We start from the raw sequence: 16,222 nt of genomic DNA, 5'->3' as shown, positions 1-16,222 counted from the left end.
GTTCCTCCTGGCACACCACATCAATGATTCAACCCCCGGACGAGACGATCGATCGCTTCCGACGCCCTCACGTTGTTCTGCCGGTCCCGGTACTCGAAGAACTTCTCTGCCCGCCGTAGGTACTCGGTCTCCCGCACACACCCGCCCCGTATGTAGCGGACCACTTCACCCACGACCTCTTCGACGGTTTCACCGACCGGTCCGAATCCGTCCCGGCGGGCGTCGAAATAGCCTTTCTTGTAATGCCCGTCCCAGTACTCCTCGGCATCGAATTGCGCGTAGACCAACGGAGTTCCGAGGTAGGCGATGTCGAAGGCGGTGGACGACCAGTCCGTGACGAAGAGATCGCAGCTCCGCATGGCTTCCTGCACGCTGACCTCGTTCTGGTCGACGATCCGGACCCGTTGCTGGTCCGGCATCATCTCCCCGACCATCGCGCGCATTTCGTAGTGCGGCAGGAATTCCAGTGTGTAGTCGTACCGGTCCAGGGCAGCCAGCAGATCCGGGTCGTTCAGGAAGCGGACCATGAATTCCCGGTAGCTGGAGGCGAGGAACCGGTCGCGGGCGGCCTGGCGCGCCTCGCGTCCGCCGCCGTCACGGCTGTACGAGGCGACGGTCAGATAGGCGCGCCAGGTCGGCATGAACAGGATGGTGCGCCCGCCGCGGGCGGGGACCAGCGCGTCGAAGCGGGGGAAGCCGATCACCTCCACCTGTCCCTCGTAGCCGAGTTCCTCGGACAGGAACCGCCCCTCGTGCCGGCTCACCGCGAGGATGAGGTCGACGCCCGTCCGGTTGCGGTGCAGGCCCTTGCTGACGTCCTTGTCCGTCACACCGTGCTGGAGGAAGACGCGACGGGCGCCGACACGCCAGTTCAGGTGCTTGAGGTAGCGGGTCCGGTCCCAGCCGTCGGGCAGCATGTAGGTGTCGATGTCATAGGCGTTGACCAGCGCGGACGCGTGCAGCATCAGCAGCTTGTGCTTCCAGGAGCTGTGCGCGACGACGTGCCCGAGCCCCGCCAGACGGGCCCGGTCGGGGCTGTCGGCCCGGATGACGTAGTACGCCCCGCGCCGCTTCCCGGCGGTGCGCGCATGCCGGAACAGGTGCCAGCCGTTGTCCTGCGCGGTGTCGCCCCGCTCACCGAACAGCCAGATGTCCCGGCCGAGGAACAGTGGCTTCAGCGGCTTCGTGAACAGCCGTATCAGTCGCTGCTTCCAGAACGGCCGGCGGCGCAGCACGTGCTTGGCGTCCTTGGCCAGGAGGCCGCCGAGGACGCCGCGCCGGCCGAGCCGGCCCGCCGAGCCGGAGACCATCAGGATCGCCCGGTTCTTCCCCTTCCAGTGCGGCACCACCCGTGTCCCGCCGTGCTCGACGACGCGCGCCCCGCGGAGATAGCCCGCGGCGACCAGGCACGGGGTGACCGCCTGGCCGCCCTCGGTGTCGAGGACGAATTCCAGGTCGTGGACACCGTGCCGCAGGTCGTCGAGGGGCAGGTCGGCGGTGAAGCCGCCCCATTCCATGTCGGGCCGCGTGTTCCTCAGGTCCCGTCGGCGGATCTGGATGGCGGGGACGCTCAGGCGACTGCCCCTGACGCGCAGGCCGAGGTGCCCCGCCAGGGGCCGGACCATGGGCATGCCATTGATCTCGAACCGTCCGGACAGCCGGAGCGCCCCGGTTCCCGGCACCCGGCGGACGTGCTCCAGATGGGCGGTGAAGGGCGTGGCCTGCGCCAGCGGGGACAGCCGGTCCGGCAGTCCGCCGGTGAGGTAGGGGCGGCCGTCGCGCACGGAGGGCTTGTCCAGCCGGGCCGCCCGGTCCGCGAAGAGGCCGAAGTCCCCGGTGACGAAGGCCAGATAGGCCACACGATGACGGGCATCGGCGGTGGCCCTGACGACCACCTCGGGCGGGACGGCCCAGTAGACCGCGCGGCACCGCGCGTAGATCTCCTCCAGCTCCGCCCCCTGGAACAGGTCGGGTGCCCGGAGCGCGAAGCCCTGGTAGCTCCGTACCAGGAAGAGGTCGAGCACGGCTTTCGACGATTCCGGGAGGCCCGCGCCCAGCCGGTGCAGGTACTCCACGAGCCGGAGGTGGTCCCAGTAGTTCTGCCGCCGCGTCCAGATCGCGTCCATGGTCGAGTTCCCCGCGGCACGCTTGCGGTACCGGTAGACACACGCGTCGACCAGCGCGAGTCGGGTGGCGAGAACGAGCGCGGACACGCCGACATAGGCGTCCTCGAAATGGACGCCTTCCGCGAAGCGGATGTCATGGGAGCGCAGGTAGGAAAGGTCGAAGAGCTTGTTGCAGGCGCTTGCGCTGTGCACCAGTTCGGGCATCTCGGCAAGGCTGCCGAATGTCTGGTCGCCCTTTCCGAAGTGGTCCTTCCAGGCCCAGTTGGTCGGCTTGGGGAACGTCTCCATCGCGCCCACGACGACCTGGGCACCGGTCGCCAGGGAGGCGTCCAGCATGCGTTCGAGCGCGGTGGGCGGGAGCACGTCGTCGGAGTCGCAGAACGTGATACGCGGACTGGTCGCCCGGTCCATGCCGAGGTTACGGGCCGCTCCGGCACCGCCGCCGCGGCGCACCAGCACCGTGGTGTTGGCATGCCGACGGGCGAACTCCGCGCAGAGCCGGTACGAGCCGTCCGTACTGCCGTTGTCGACGAGCACGACCTCGCAGCGCTCGAACACCGTCTGCGCCTCGATGGAATCCAGGCACTCTTGGAGGTACTGCTCCACGTTGTAGACCGGCACGACCAGCGTGACGTCATAGGAATTCATGTGCGGTGGAACTCGCTCCCAGGCGGCGCGACAAGGAAGGGAATGTCATCAGTTGGCGGCATGGATGCTTCTTTCGGGATCGGCCCGCCACTCGAGGACGTTCTCGTGTTCCGCGACTTCATAAGGGCTGGGCACCGGAAAATACGCCTCAAGGAAACGATTCAGCATGTCCCGCTGCGCTTCCGGGTCAGCGGACTCCACCGTGTCGTTGAGGCAGAAGGTGTCCATGTTCCGGTTGGCGAGGAGTGTGTTCAGGCGCCGCTCGGCCAGATCGTTCGAGAGATCGATGTACCGGTACTGGATCTCCCCCACCGTGGCCCGGGCGGAGTGGTACGCGAAATAGTGGTGCAGCGACGAGGCGATCGGCACGTCCTCGGGGGAACGGAAGCGCGAGCGCTGAGTGGTGGCGTGCTGCTCCGCGAAGGTCTCCTCGATGTCCTGCAGCACACTTCGGCGGAGCGCATGTGGCGTGTGCTTCATCTTCTGGGAGATCGCGGTACCGAATTTCTGCGCTATGAGCCATCGACTGTTCTTACCCGCGGCATTCACCGGGAGGTCCGCCGGGGAGACGACGCCGCCCGGTATCAGCGCGGGCGAGGTGAAGAACTTGGTGATGCCGTTCGGGTGGAAGAAATGCGCAGGCGTCACCGGCCGGCCGAAGAACACGTCGTCGTTCAAGTAGAGGAAACACTCGGAGAGTCCCGGAATATGGTGCAGCTGGCTCTCGATGGCATGCGAGTTGAACGTCGGCAGGGCGGCTGCGTCGGAGAAGATCTCCCGGTGGTCCACCACCCGGAGGTTCGCGTGCTGCGCATGCAGCCAGGACGGGACCTGGCCGGCCGTCACGAGATAGATGTTGCGCACCCAGGGTGCGTTCTGGTGGAGCGACCGCAGCGAGTAGCGCAGTTCGTCGCGGCTGGTGTACCGCGAGTCGTTCGCCGCCTGCTCGTGCAGCCCGTCCGCGGAGAACCCCTGACGCGCGCGGTCGCGCGACGCCCGCCAGACCGGGTCCGAGTCGTCGACCCAGGTGTAGACGACGTCGATGGGGAACTGGTGGTCCTCGGGGAGCGGCACGGCGAACTCGGCCAGTGTTCTGGCGTCCCCCGTGTGGTACGCGGGAGGTATGGGGCTGAAGAGCCTCTGCGGCGCCGATCTGCGCGGAGCGCTCACCGGGACCGCGTCGATGACCCGGTTGGGACGCGGAGCCCGCAGCTCCCCGTCCCGCTCCGCCCACACCTCGAGGTCGCATCCGGAGGCCGCGCCGAACACCAGCTGCTGGGTCGGGTCGCACACGTACCAGGCGACCCGCAGCACCTTGTGCTTGCGCAGCTGCCGCCACGACCGCTCCTCGTCCCCGGGCTCCATGCGGGCCTCGTTGCCGCCGGCCGGTCCCACATAGCCCGGCGCCTGCGCGAAGGCCAGCTGGAGCAGCTCCTCGACGAGCGGGCGGGATGCGGCCGGGACGGCGACAGCGGGCAGCCCGCTGCTCGTGCCCCGCACGCAGAAGTAGTCGACGCCCGCCGCCTCCAGAACGGAGACCACGATGTTCAGGTTGCGGGCGCGGGCCGCCCAGTCCGTCGCCCCCTCGACCAGCAGCGCACGCATATGGCGGCGGCCGACGCGGACGACCCGCAGGCTGTAGGCGGTACTGTGCCTGGCCGCCTTTCGCTTGCCCCCCATCGCCCAGACCACCGTGGCGGAGCGGGCGGAGTCGGCGGCGGCGAGGGAGGACTTCACGACCTTGCGGACCGGGGTCGGCACCCCGCGGACGATGCGCTGCCTCGCGCCGGTCGGCACCGCAGACCGGTACGCCGAAATCAGCGCTCCGGCTTCAGGGTTGTCCGAGCCACCCACGAGGCATCCACCATCCATACCCAGCAGCTCTGCCTTCCAAGGATGTCGCACACCCCGCCGCGTGGGCCTTGAAACAGGAAGAAGCTCGCGTTACCAGACATAGGGGCACATCACCCCTATCTCGCTGCGATCACCACACATCGGCAATCCATCAAACTTTCACATAATGGTTTCCTAAAAGTCCAGGTCGAGACAGCTCGTGGACAGGTTGTGACGCGTGATGATCGTCACTGATGAGCGGTACAACCTTTTGGATCTCTGGACTTCCGGCAGGGCCTGGTGTATTGACGCGCCGTAAGTTGTACGGCTTCCCCCGACCTGCGGCGATGGAGGCCGACTCAGTCGCCCGGCAGGCGGTCCCAGTCGGACAGGGTGAGCCCGGGTTCCGCCCGCTGCCGATTCACCAGGACACCGCCGTCCGCCGCGACCGTCGCTATGACGACCCGACCCCGCCCGTCCAGCGCCAGCGCCGGAGTGCCGACACAGGCCACCCCCGTGTCGGTCCACCACAGTCCGCCGGACTCCCCACCGGTGCCGCAGACACCGAGCACGGCTGTTCCCGTACGCCCCTTATGGGCCAGGACCGTGCAGTCGTAGCCGTCGACGGTGGCACGGAGCGTGGCGTGGGGCCCCTCTCCCGGGGCCCCGCCCACGGGGAACGCCCACTCGCCGGGCCGCTGCGCGTAGACGCCCGCCCCGCTCTGCTCGGACCAGTACGCGGTGAACACCCCGGGAGCGGTCTCGAGGAGCGCGGCCGAGCCCGGTACCGGAGCGGGCACGAGGTCCTGTGCCCGGCGCAGGTCCGCTCCCTGCTCCGTCTGTACCCAGCGCATCACCGACCGGTGCCCCGGCGCGAGGAGTTCGACCAGGCCGGCGGAGTTCGTCGCGGCGGTCGGCCCGCCCTCGACCGCACCGCCGCGCAGGTCCTTCCACGCCTCCCACGGCCCGCTCTTGGATTCGCGCCGCAGCATGACCCCGCCGGGGCCACCGGAGACGAAGACGTGGACCGCACCCTGTCCGTCGACAGCGGCGGTCGGCACGCCGAGTGTCGCGGCATCCCGGGGGGCGCGGTACGGGTTGCCCAGGGAACGCCAGGCCCCCAGCGGCCGACCCGACTGGTATTGCACGGCGTAGAGCAGGTCGACCTTCGGCGTGTCCCCGCCCGACCGATTCTCCCTGCGCCCGACGAAGTGCGCGTAACGATTGACCCCTTGAGCGATGGCGAGACCAGTCAGCCCGTCAGCGGGGAAGAAGTCCGGTCTGCTCCAGCGCCCGCTGCCGACCGCGGTCTCCGTCCAGCGGTGCACACCGCCTTCGACGAGCGCGTACACACTGAGGCGATCGTCGTTCCCGCGCAGCAGCCAGGACCCCGTGGCCACCGCCGTCACGGACACCCGCTGCGGCCGCACGTCGGCCTCGACACCGGGACGGGACCGCCGGTCCACCGCCTGAGCACCTCTGCCGCGCATCTCCGCCGTCCCCTCCTACGCCAGGGCCGGTGCCCACAGATGACTCCAGAATTCGCCACATCATATGCACATCCGAACAAGCGTCCCGCTGCGCCGTCGGCACCGCACGACCCTCGGATCACGGCCTCCGGGCCGGGTTCAGGATGAGTTCAATGTCACCCAAGCGTCGGGCGGACAGGACCGGCCCGACCCCTCACGGGGGCGGTCTCAGAGCTCCTCGCGGACCCAGTCCCGCAGCCACGCCCGGAAGTCGGGTCCGAGGTCCTCGCGCTCACAGGCGAGCCGGACGATGGCCCGCAGGTAGTCCCCGCGGTCACCGGTGTCGTACCGCCGGCCCGTGAAGACCACCCCGTGGACCGGACCGCCCACCTCGGGACGGACCGCCAGTTCCTGAAGCGCGTCGGTCAGCTGGATCTCGTCACCGCGCCCCGGCGGCGTACGGCGCAGGACCTCGAAGACCTCAGGGTCGAGAACATAGCGCCCGATGACCGCGTAGCGGCTGGGCGCCTCACCCGGCGCGGGCTTCTCCATCAGGCCCGTGACGCGCACGACGTCACTGTCGGCCGTTGCCTCCACGGCGGCGCAGCCGTAGAGGTGGATCTGCTCCGGGGCGACCTCCATGAGCGCGACGACACTGCCGCCCAGCGCCTCCCGGACCTCGATCATCCGGGCGAGCAATGGGTCGCGAGGATCGATCAGGTCGTCCCCGAGCAGCACCGCGAACGGCTCGTCACCGACGTGTGCGGCCGCCGCGAGCACCGCGTGACCGAGCCCGCGCGGGTCGCCCTGACGCACGTAGTGCACGGCCGCAAGGTCCGACGACTCGCGCACGGTGGACAGACGCTGCTGGTCGCCCTTGCGCCCAAGGGCGTGCTCGAGTTCGTAGTTGCGGTCGAAGTGGTCTTCCAGAGCCCGCTTGTTGCGGCCTGTAACCATGAGCACATCCTCGAGGCCGGCCGCGACCGCCTCCTCGACGACGTACTGGATCGCCGGCTTGTCGATGACCGGCAGCATCTCCTTCGGCGTCGCCTTCGTGGCAGGCAGGAACCTGGTCCCGAGCCCTGCTGCAGGGATCACTGCTTTGACGACTCCGGGGCGTCTGTCGGTCATGAGCTTCCTTCCGGCGACCACAGCGTGGAGAGATTGTGAACGCCGATGAATGTAACCGCCCGCAAGAAGTCGAAAATTTGTCTATAGTGCACGGTCAGTCATGCATTCACGGACCGGTCACACCCCCCACCCGAGTCCCACGCACTCCACTTGCCCGTCCAGGGCAATGAAACTTGAGGACTCGAGACCGGATGAGCCACGACGCCGCCATCACACCGAGCCCGCAGGGGGACGGACACGGGAGAACGCGACGCAGGTCGGCTCCTCGCAAGCGCCGCCGCGGCCTGAAGATCACACTCGGGGTCGCACTGGTCCTCCTGCTGACCGCGGGAGGCACGGCCTACTGGATGTACAGCAGCCTCGACAGCAACATCAAGGGCGTCGACCTCGACAAGGCCATCGGTGACGACCGGCCTCAGAAGCTGCCGACCAGTGGTCAGAACCTGCTTGTCCTGGGCTCGGACTCACGGTCCGGTAGCAACGGCGGGCTGGCCGGCGGCAATGTCAGCGGCGCCCGTTCGGACACCGCGCTCATGATCCACATACCCGAGGGCCGTTCCAGCGCGACGGCGATCAGCATTCCGCGCGACACGCTGGTCACCCGGCCCGACTGCGTCAAGTCCGACGGCTCCACGCTGCCGTCCAAAGAGCGCGTGATGTTCAACTCCGTCTACTCGCTGGCCGGTCCCGCGTGCGTGGTGAAGACCGTTGAGAAGATGTCCGGGGTCCGGATGGACCACTACATGGAGATCGACTTCTCCGGCTTCAAGGAACTGGTCGACGCGATAGGCGGGGTGACCGTCGACGTGAAGGAGCCCATCCACGACAAGGAGTCGGGCCTCGACCTCACGGCCGGCTCCCACAAGCTCGACGGCACGCAGTCACTGGCGTTCGTCAGGACCCGGCACGGCATCGGCGACGGCAGCGACCTCGGCCGCATCGGCCTCCAGCAGCAGTTCATGATGGCGCTCCTCAGCGAGGTCAAGTCGCAGGACCTGCTGGGCAGTCCGGCCAAGTCGTTCAAGATCGCCGACTCGCTGACCCAGTCGCTGACGACCGACTCCGAGCTCGACTCCCTCACGAAACTCGCCGACTTCGCCCGCAGCATGGACGGTGTCGACCCCGCCTCGATGGAGACGATCATGCTGCCCGTCGCCTACGACAAGGTGGACCCGAACCGGGTGGTGGCCGCCGAACCCCAGGCGACCGAGCTGTGGAAGGCGATCCGCGAGGACTCCGAGATCCCGGAATCCGCGAAGAAGTCGCCCGCCACGGGCGGCTGACAGACCGCCGACACGGAAGCCACGGCCGCGCCTCGCGCGCCGTGGCTTCCTGCGTACCGCGTCCTGCGGACATCGACCCGGGTACCGGCGGATCAGCGGCCCCTCACTGTCGCCTCCTCCCCGCCCGTGAGCCGGTCGCGGGGCGGAGTGGCGGACAGCGGCAGCCTCACCGCAGGGGCTTCCAGCTCCCCAGCGCGAACCCGCCCGCCTCGGTCTTCTGCCTGCTGACGATCGGCTCGCCCGTGCTCGAGAGAGCCATGGCGATCAGCCCGCTCCCGTCGCGCTTCTGGAGGGCCAGCGGCGTCCGGCCGGCGCCCGTCTGCGTGTGGGTCCACCATCCGCCGGCCTCCTCGTCCTCGGCCGGATAGGCGGCGAAGGAGACCTGCCCCTGGTCCGCCTCCTGGGCAAGGACGGTGCAGTCGTGGCCGTCGATCGTCAGACGGGACAGTGCCAGGGGGCCGTCGCCCGCGGCCTTCATCAGCGGACGGGGAGCCATGCCCCGGCTCGGCGCCCATACCTGGATGACGCCGTCCTCGTCCGTGAAGAACAGGGACACGGTGCCGGAGGTCGTGGCGATCGCGGAGAAGGCTCCGGGCGCGGCGGCCCTCGTCTCCAGCCGCTCAGCCAGCTTGAAGGGCGCGCCCGGCTTCTCCTGGGTGAACCAGCGGATCGCCTTCCCGTTCGGGACGAAGAGCTCCACGCGTCCGTCGGCATCGGTGGCAGCCGCCAGGTGGGTCGTTCCGGTATCGCCGAGGTCCTGCCAGTTGCCCCAGCCGCCGGTGGCCCCCTGGATGCGCAGGCTCACACCCGTGCCTCCGTTGCGCGTGAACACGCAGAGCCGGCCTTCGCCGTCGACGGCGGTCGCCGGATCGCCGGTCCAGGGCCCGATCTTGTTGGAGTGCCCGAGCGAGCGCCAGCCGAGCAGCGGCCGGCCCGTCTGGAACTGCACGGCATGCACCAGTTCCACGTGCTGCTTGTCGGTGCCGGTGTCGGTCCGGCGCAGGCCGATCAGATGGACGTATCCGTCGGCGCCCTGTGCGACGCTCAGCACGGGGAGCAGCCCGGGCGCGTCGATCCGCTCCACGGCGCCCCATCCGGACGGTGTCTCGGTCCAGCGCAGTACCGCACCGTCGGCAGGTGCGTAGGCCGTGAGCAGGCCTTCCGTTCCAAGGGTCAGCCAGTTGCCCGAGAGCCGTGCGGCCGCGGCACGGTCTTGGTCTCGGAGTGGGGTCGCAGGCGCAGTTGCCATCGGAAGTCCAGTGCGTCGGAAGGGGAGTCGGGCTGTTCAGTCCTTCATTCTTTCAGCCCGTGGACCCGGGATCTCCGCGGGTCCCCCGTGCCCGCGATCCTGCTCACCTGCGACCCTGACGTCATGGACACGCTCCCCGTACTTCTGGTCGTCGACGGCGCCAACGTCGTCGGCTCCGGCCTGGGGCCCGCCCACGCCGAAGGCTGTGGGGGAGGATGGTGGCGTGACCGGCGCGGGGCCGCGGAGCGGTTGCGCGACCGGCTCGTCGCGTACGCGCCGGCCGGGATCGCCGGTCTGCCCGGGCCCGTCGAGATCGTGCTCGTCGTCGAGGGTGCCGCCCGGGGGCTCGGATCCGTGCCGGGCGTCCGGGTGGAGCCGGCCGCCGGGAGCGGTGACGACCTGATCGTGGAGACCGTGGCAGCGGCGGCCGGGCGGCTGTGTGTCGTCGTCACCGCCGACCGGGAGCTCCGGCGGCGGGTCGAGGCGCACGGCGCGCGGTGCGTGGGGCCGCGTGCCGTACGGCCGGCGGCCCCGGACCGGTCCCAGGGATGACGGACCGGTCCGGGGCCGCACGGGCCCGTGCGTTCGCTACGCCTTGAGGTCGGTACCGCTGCGGCCGAGACGGCTGTTCCGGCGGCCGTACAGGGCGTACACGACGATCCCGATCGCCATCCAGACGGCGAACCGGAACCATGTCTCACCCGGCAGGTTGAGCATCAGCCACACCGAGGCCGCAACCGACAGGATCGGGACCAGGGGCACCAGGGGGGTACGGAAGGCGCGGTGCAGATCGGGCCGGGTGCGGCGGAGGATGATCACGCCGAGTGCGACGACGACGAACGCGAAGAGCGTGCCGATGTTCACCAGGGTGGCCAGCTCGTTGATGCTGGTGAAGCCGGCGACGATGGCGATGATCACGCCGAGGAGGATGGTCGGACGGTACGGGGTGCGGAACCGCGGGTGGGTCTTGGAGAAGAACCGCGGCAGCAGGCCGTCGCGGCTCATGGCGAAGAACACACGGGTCTGCCCCAGCAGCAGGATCATGCATACCGTCGTCAGACCGACCGCCGCGCCGAAGCTGATGATGCCCGCGAAGAACGGATGGCCGGTCGCCTTGAAGGCGTCCGCCAGCGGGGCACTGATCGACAGTTCGCTGTAGTGCTGCATGCCGGTCACCACGAGGGACACGGCGACGTAGAGCACGGTGCAGATGAACAGCGACCCCAGGATGCCGCGCGGCATGTCGCGCTGCGGCAGCTTGGTCTCCTCGGCCGCCGTGGCCACGACGTCGAAGCCGATGAAGGCGAAGAAGACGATGGACGCGGCGGTGAAGATGCCCATCACGCCGAAGTTCGTGGGCTCGTAGCCGAACAGCAGCTGCACCAGGGGCGCGTCCCAGCCGCTGCCCTCGATCTGGCCCTGCTTCGGGGGGATGAAGGGGTCGTAGTTGGCGGCCTTGACGAAGAACAGGCCCGCGATGATGACGATCAGCACCACGCCGACCTTGATGGCCACGACCACGGCGGTGATGCGTGCGGAGAGCTTCATGCCGACGACGAGGATCGCCGTCAGCACCAGGATGAGAACGAAGGCCAGCAGATCGAAGGTGCCGCCCTCCACATCAGGGCCTTGCAGCCCGGCGGGCAGGTTCCACCCGACGTTGTCCATCAGCGAACGCACATAGCCCGACCAGCCGACGGCCACCACCGCCGTGCCGAGCGCGAACTCCAGCACCAGGTCCCAGCCGATGATCCAGGCCGGCAGTTCGCCGAGCGAGGCGTACGCGAAGGTGTAGGCGGAGCCGGCCACAGGGACGGTGGAGGCGAACTCGGCGTAGCACAGCGCGGCCAGGGCACAGACGATGCCGGAGGCGACGAAAGCGAGTGCGGTCGCCGGGCCGGCGTTGTTCTTGGCGACGGTGCCGGTGAGGACGAAGATGCCGGTGCCGATGATGACACCCACGCCGAAGACGGTGAGGTCCAGGGCGGAGAGGGACTTCTTGAGTGCGTGCTCCGGCTCTTCGGTGTCCTGGATCGACTGTTCGACGGGCTTGGTCCGGAAGATGCCTCGCCTGCCGCCGGACGGGTCAGTATCTGTGCTCACCCCTGCTACCTCCACACTTGTCGTCCTCGCCATGATCGGGACGGTGCGTGGTCCACAGAGAGCCGGAACGGGTGGATTTCAGCCGAATGGGCCGAAGGGACCACCCTTTCAGGGTTACCCTCCGGCCCCGGGTCGGCACGTCGTGCACACGATCCGTCCCGTTCGTCCACGGATCTGTCGCATGGTGCCGCGGCGGCTCAGTCGCGGGCGGGCTGGACCGCCTCGCTGTCGATGCGGCCGTCGAGCTTGGAGACCAGACCGGTGACCTGACGGGCGATGTCCGGTGCGGTCAGGCCGATCTCCGCCATGACCTCGTTGCGGGAGGCGTGGTCGAGGAAGCGGGGCGGGATGCCGAAGTCGCGCAGCGGCACGTCCACGCCCGCGTCGCGCAGCGCCTGGGCGATGGCGGAGCCGACGCCGCCGACCCTGCTGTTGTCCTCGACGGTGACGACGACCCGGTGCTGCTCGGCGAGCGGCGCGAGCGCCTCGTCGACGGGCTTGACCCAACGGGGGTCGACGACGGTGGTCGAGATGCCCTGGGCGTCGAGCAGGTCGGCGATCTCCAGGCACATCGGGGCGAGGGCGCCGACGGAGACCAGCAGGACGTCGGGCCGGTCGGCCTCCGCCCGGCGCAGCACGTCCATGCCGCCGGCCCTGCCCACGGCCTTGACGGCCGGCCCGACCGCGCCCTTGGAGAAGCGGACCACGGTCGGCGCGTCGTCGACCTCGACGGCCTCGCGCAGCTGGGCGCGGACCTGATCGGCGTCGCGCGGGGCGGCGATCCGCAGGCCGGGGACGACCTGAAGGATCGACATGTCCCACATGCCGTTGTGCGAGGCGCCGTCGGTGCCGGTGACGCCGGCCCGGTCCAGTACGAAGGTCACGCCGCACTTGTGCAGGGCGACGTCCATCAGGACCTGGTCGAAGGCGCGGTTGAGGAAGGTGGCGTAGACGGCGAAGACGGGGTGCAGGCCGCCGGTCGCGAGGCCCGCGGCGGAGACCGCACCGTGCTGCTCGGCGATGCCGACGTCGTAGACCCGCTCGGGGAACGCCTTGGCGAACCGGTCGAGGCCGACCGGCTGGAGCATCGCGGCCGTGATGGCGACGATGTCCTCGCGCTCCTTGCCGAGCTTGACCATCTCCTCGCCGAACACCGAGGTCCAGTCGAGGCCGGAGCTCGAGATGGGCAGCCCCGTGTCGGGGTGGATCTTGCCGACGGCGTGGAAGCGGTCCGCCTCGTCCGCCAGGGCGGGCTGGTAGCCGCGGCCCTTCTCGGTGAGGCAGTGCACGATGACGGGGCCGCCGAAGCGCTTGGCGCGGGCGAGGGCCGACTCGAGCGCTTCGATGTCGTGGCCGTCGATGGGACCGACGTACTTGAGGCCGAGGTCCTCGAACATGCCCTGCGGGGCGATGAAGTCCTTGAGGCCCTTCTTGGCGCCGTGCAGCGTGCCGTACAGCGGCTTGCCGACGACGGGGGTGCGCTCCAGGAGGTCCTTGCCACGGGCGAGGAAGCGCTCGTAGCCGTCGGTGGTGCGCAGGGTGGCCAGGTGGTTGGCGAGGCCGCCGATGGTCGGCGCGTACGAGCGCTCGTTGTCGTTGACGACGATGACCAGCGGGCGGTCCTTGGCGGCTGCGATGTTGTTCAGCGCCTCCCAGGCCATACCGCCGGTCAGCGCGCCGTCACCGATGACGGCGACGACGTGGTCGTCCTTCTTCAGGACCTCGTTGGCCTTGGCGAGGCCGTCCGCCCAGCCGAGCACGGTGGAGGCGTGCGAATTCTCGATGACGTCGTGCTCGGACTCGCCCTGGGAGGGGTAGCCGGACAGTCCGCCCTTCATCTTGAGCCTGGAGAAGTCCTGGCGGCCGGTCAGCAGCTTGTGGACATAGCTCTGGTGCCCGGTGTCCCAGAGGACCTTGTCCTTGGGGGACTCGAAGACACGGTGGAGGGCGATGGTCAGCTCGACCACGCCGAGGTTGGGTCCGAGGTGCCCACCGGTCTTGGAGACGGCGTCCACCAGGAAGGTGCGGATCTCTGCAGCCAGCTGCTCCAACTGCTCCGGGCCGAGCCGGTCCAGGTCGCGCGGTCCCCTGATACGGGAAAGCAGTGCCACCCGTGCCTCCTTGCATTCGAGCTGCATCCGAGCCGATCGACTCCGGCTGATCGACCTTGCCGATTGCCCGAGTCTAATGTTCCGTGCACGCGCTCGGTCATCGGGCGGTGCGTTCTGTGTCACGCCTATGACGTGACACAGCAGTGCCCGGCACCGCCGCGCGGCACCGGGCACTGTGCGGTCGTACTAGGCGCGACCTGCGGTCTTCTGCGTCCTCCGGGTGACGGAGTCGATCACGACCGTCGCCAGCAGGACACCACCGGTGATCATGTACTGGATCGGCGTCGCGATGCCCTCCAGAGCGAGTCCGTACTGGATCGAGACGATGACCATGACGCCCAGCAGGGCGTTCCAGGTGCGGCCCCGGCCACCGAAGAGGCTGGTGCCGCCGATGACGGCCGCGGCGATGACGTTCATCAGCAGGTCGCCGGCGCCGGCGCTCTGGTTCGCTGCCGCGATCTTGGAGGCCCAGAACAGGCCGCCGACGGCCGCGAACAGCCCGGCCAGCGCGAAGACCGAGATACGCACCGCGGTGACGTTGATACCGGCGCGACGCGAGGCCTCGACGCTGCCGCCGAGCGCGAAGATCTTGCGGCCGTAGGCGGTCCGGCGGAGCACGAAGTCCGTGATCACGAGGACGGCGAGGAACAGCACCAGCGCCAGGGGCAGGCCCTTGTACTGGTTGAACATGATGGCCGCGGCGAAAGCGATGATCGCGAGGATCACCGTGCGCATCACGATGTCGGACAGCGGCCGGGACGGGACGCCGGCCGCGGCGCGGCGGCGGTTGTCGAAGAAGGACGACAGGAAGAAGCCGGCCACGGCGACGGCGGCGAGCCCGTAGGCGGCCGCGATGTCGGAGAAGTAGTACGTGGTCAGCTGTCCGACGACACCTTCGCCGTCCAGGTTGATCGTGCCGTTCTCACCGAGCAGCTGCAGCATGAAGCCGAGCCAGAACAGCAGGCCGGCCAGCGTCACGGCGAACGCCGGGGCGCCGATCTTGGCGAAGAAGAAGCCGTGCAGGGCGCCGATGGCGGCGCCGCTGGCCAGGGCGACGACCAGCGCCAGCCATTCGTTCATCCCGTGCGTCACGCTCAGCACGGCGACGATCGCACCGGAGACACCGCTGACGGAGCCGACCGACAGGTCGATCTCACCGAGCAGCAGCACGAAGATGATGCCGACGGCCATCATGCCGGTGGCGACCATCGTGACGGCGATGTTGCTCAGGTTCTCCGCCGAGAGGAACTGCGAGTTCATGGTCTGGAAGATCACCGCGATGACGATCAGACCGATGACGACCGGGATGGACCCGAGGTCGCCGGCGTGCACCTTGCGCTTGAACTCGGAGAAGTAGCCCTTGAGCCCCTGCTCGCGCACCAGCAGACGAGGGTCGACCGCGGTCAGCGCGTCGTGCGCGGCGTCCGGGTTGACCACCTTCGTGCCGGTGGCCGTGGGGGTCTTTTCCGTGGTCACTTCGTAACCTCCGCGTTGCGCGCCGCACGGCGGGTCACGGCGTTGTCCGTGGCACCGGTGATGGCGGAGATGATCTCTTCCTGCGAGGTCGACTTGACCTCGAAGACACCGTTGTTCCTGCCCAGCCGGAGCACGGCGACCTTGTCGGCGACCGCCTTGACGTCGGCCATGTTGTGGCTGATGAGGACGACGGCGTGGCCGCGCTCCCGCAGCCGCTCCACGAGGTCGAGCACCTGTGCGGTCTGCTCGACACCGAGAGCGGCGGTGGGCTCGTCGAGGATGACGAGCTTGGGCTCGCCGAGCATCGAACGGGCGATGGCCACGGTCTGGCGCTGACCGCCGGAGAGCGAGGCGATCGGGATACGGACGCTGGGGATACGGATCGACAGCGTCTTCAGCAGTTCGAGGGCGCGTCGCTCCATCTCGACCTCGTCGAGCACGCCGCGCTTGCGCAGCTCCCGGCCGAGGTAGAGGTTGCCGACGACGTCGATGTTGTCGCACAGCGCGAGGTCCTGGTAGACGGTCGCGATGCCGAGGTTCTGGGCGTCGTGCGGCCGGTTGATCGAGACCCGCTTGCCCTCCCACTCGATGGCGCCTTCATCGATGGGGTGCACACCGGCGATCGTCTTGACCAGCGTGGACTTTCCGGCGCCGTTGTCGCCCACCAGGGCGACCACCTCGCCGGCGTGGACCTCAAGCTCTACGTCGGTGAGCGCCTGGACGGCACCGAACCGCTTGGAGACCCCGCGCAACGCCAACACGGGCGTAGCGGACACGTGAACCATCTCCTTCG

Annotated in this window: 11 protein-coding genes; 2 read left to right on the top strand and 9 right to left on the bottom strand. The window is 69.0% G+C overall.

Going from position 1 to position 16,222, the window contains the following annotated elements:
- Positions 1–20: 20 nt before the first annotated feature.
- The 4 genes from ACTMTU_RS20185 to galU all read right to left on the bottom strand — a co-directional run bounded on the left by ACTMTU_RS20185 (position 21) and on the right by galU (position 7,207).
- Positions 21–2,774: a bifunctional glycosyltransferase/CDP-glycerol:glycerophosphate glycerophosphotransferase gene (locus ACTMTU_RS20185; protein WP_441264886.1), complete on the bottom strand. Its 2,754-nt coding sequence runs from the start codon at positions 2,772–2,774 to the stop codon at positions 21–23.
- Between the two features lie 48 nt (positions 2,775–2,822).
- The gene (locus ACTMTU_RS20180) at positions 2,823–4,646 is read right to left on the bottom strand and encodes a stealth family protein (protein WP_441264885.1); all 1,824 of its coding nucleotides are present in this window, start codon (positions 4,644–4,646) and stop codon (positions 2,823–2,825) included.
- A 320-nt stretch (positions 4,647–4,966) separates the two neighbouring features.
- Complete coding sequence (locus tag ACTMTU_RS20175) at positions 4,967–6,097, bottom strand: hypothetical protein (protein ID WP_441264884.1); 1,131 nt, start codon at positions 6,095–6,097, stop codon at positions 4,967–4,969.
- A 207-nt stretch (positions 6,098–6,304) separates the two neighbouring features.
- Complete coding sequence (gene galU / locus ACTMTU_RS20170) at positions 6,305–7,207, bottom strand: UTP--glucose-1-phosphate uridylyltransferase GalU (RefSeq protein WP_441264883.1); 903 nt, start codon at positions 7,205–7,207, stop codon at positions 6,305–6,307.
- Between the two features lie 191 nt (positions 7,208–7,398).
- On the opposite strand from galU, the gene ACTMTU_RS20165 reads away from it, so the two are divergent.
- On the top strand, positions 7,399–8,490 hold the full coding sequence (locus tag ACTMTU_RS20165) for an LCP family protein (protein WP_441264882.1): 1,092 nt from the start codon (positions 7,399–7,401) through the stop codon (positions 8,488–8,490).
- A 166-nt stretch (positions 8,491–8,656) separates the two neighbouring features.
- On the opposite strand, the gene ACTMTU_RS20160 is transcribed toward ACTMTU_RS20165, so the two are convergent.
- Entirely contained in the window at positions 8,657–9,739 is a 1,083-nt protein-coding gene (locus ACTMTU_RS20160; protein WP_441264881.1) for a hypothetical protein, read from the bottom strand.
- Positions 9,740–9,862: 123 nt separating this feature from the next.
- Between ACTMTU_RS20160 and ACTMTU_RS20155 the strand changes: the two genes are divergently transcribed.
- A complete protein-coding gene (locus tag ACTMTU_RS20155) occupies positions 9,863–10,291 on the top strand; it encodes an NTP pyrophosphohydrolase (protein WP_441264880.1) in 429 nt (142 codons plus the stop codon).
- A gap of 36 nt (positions 10,292–10,327) precedes the next feature.
- On the opposite strand, the gene ACTMTU_RS20150 is transcribed toward ACTMTU_RS20155, so the two are convergent.
- The 4 genes from ACTMTU_RS20150 to ACTMTU_RS20135 all read right to left on the bottom strand — a co-directional run bounded on the left by ACTMTU_RS20150 (position 10,328) and on the right by ACTMTU_RS20135 (position 16,214).
- Complete coding sequence (locus ACTMTU_RS20150; RefSeq protein ID WP_441264955.1) at positions 10,328–11,803, bottom strand: amino acid permease; 1,476 nt, start codon at positions 11,801–11,803, stop codon at positions 10,328–10,330.
- A 236-nt stretch (positions 11,804–12,039) separates the two neighbouring features.
- A complete protein-coding gene (gene dxs, locus ACTMTU_RS20145; protein ID WP_441264879.1) occupies positions 12,040–13,953 on the bottom strand; it encodes a 1-deoxy-D-xylulose-5-phosphate synthase in 1,914 nt (637 codons plus the stop codon).
- Positions 13,954–14,139: 186 nt separating this feature from the next.
- Positions 14,140–15,429, bottom strand: coding sequence for a sugar ABC transporter permease (locus ACTMTU_RS20140; RefSeq protein WP_441264878.1), 1,290 nt, complete (start codon positions 15,427–15,429; stop codon positions 14,140–14,142).
- On the bottom strand, positions 15,426–16,214 hold the full coding sequence (locus tag ACTMTU_RS20135) for an ATP-binding cassette domain-containing protein (protein ID WP_005310530.1): 789 nt from the start codon (positions 16,212–16,214) through the stop codon (positions 15,426–15,428). Before ACTMTU_RS20135 ends, ACTMTU_RS20140 begins: the two co-directional genes overlap by 4 nt.
- Between the last annotated feature and the right edge of the window lie 8 nt (positions 16,215–16,222).

It is taken from the genome of Streptomyces sp. OZ13 (assembly GCF_052068155.1).
GTDB lineage: Bacteria > Actinomycetota > Actinomycetes > Streptomycetales > Streptomycetaceae > Streptomyces.
Note: the sequence above shows the minus strand (reverse complement) of the source record. Positions and strands in the feature narration are given on the sequence as shown.

Excerpts from the sequence above, each read along its gene's own strand:
- ACTMTU_RS20185 (WP_441264886.1), bottom strand. The coding sequence starts at position 2,774 with ATGAATTCCTATGACGTCACGCTGGTCGTGCCGGTCTACAACGTGGAG.
- ACTMTU_RS20180 (WP_441264885.1), bottom strand. The coding sequence starts at position 4,646 with ATGGATGGTGGATGCCTCGTGGGTGGCTCGGACAACCCTGAAGCCGGA.
- ACTMTU_RS20175 (WP_441264884.1), bottom strand. The coding sequence starts at position 6,097 with ATGCGCGGCAGAGGTGCTCAGGCGGTGGACCGGCGGTCCCGTCCCGGT.
- galU (WP_441264883.1), bottom strand. The coding sequence starts at position 7,207 with ATGACCGACAGACGCCCCGGAGTCGTCAAAGCAGTGATCCCTGCAGCA.
- ACTMTU_RS20165 (WP_441264882.1), top strand. The coding sequence starts at position 7,399 with ATGAGCCACGACGCCGCCATCACACCGAGCCCGCAGGGGGACGGACAC.
- ACTMTU_RS20160 (WP_441264881.1), bottom strand. The coding sequence starts at position 9,739 with ATGGCAACTGCGCCTGCGACCCCACTCCGAGACCAAGACCGTGCCGCG.
- ACTMTU_RS20155 (WP_441264880.1), top strand. The coding sequence starts at position 9,863 with ATGGACACGCTCCCCGTACTTCTGGTCGTCGACGGCGCCAACGTCGTC.
- ACTMTU_RS20135 (WP_005310530.1), bottom strand. The coding sequence starts at position 16,214 with ATGGTTCACGTGTCCGCTACGCCCGTGTTGGCGTTGCGCGGGGTCTCC.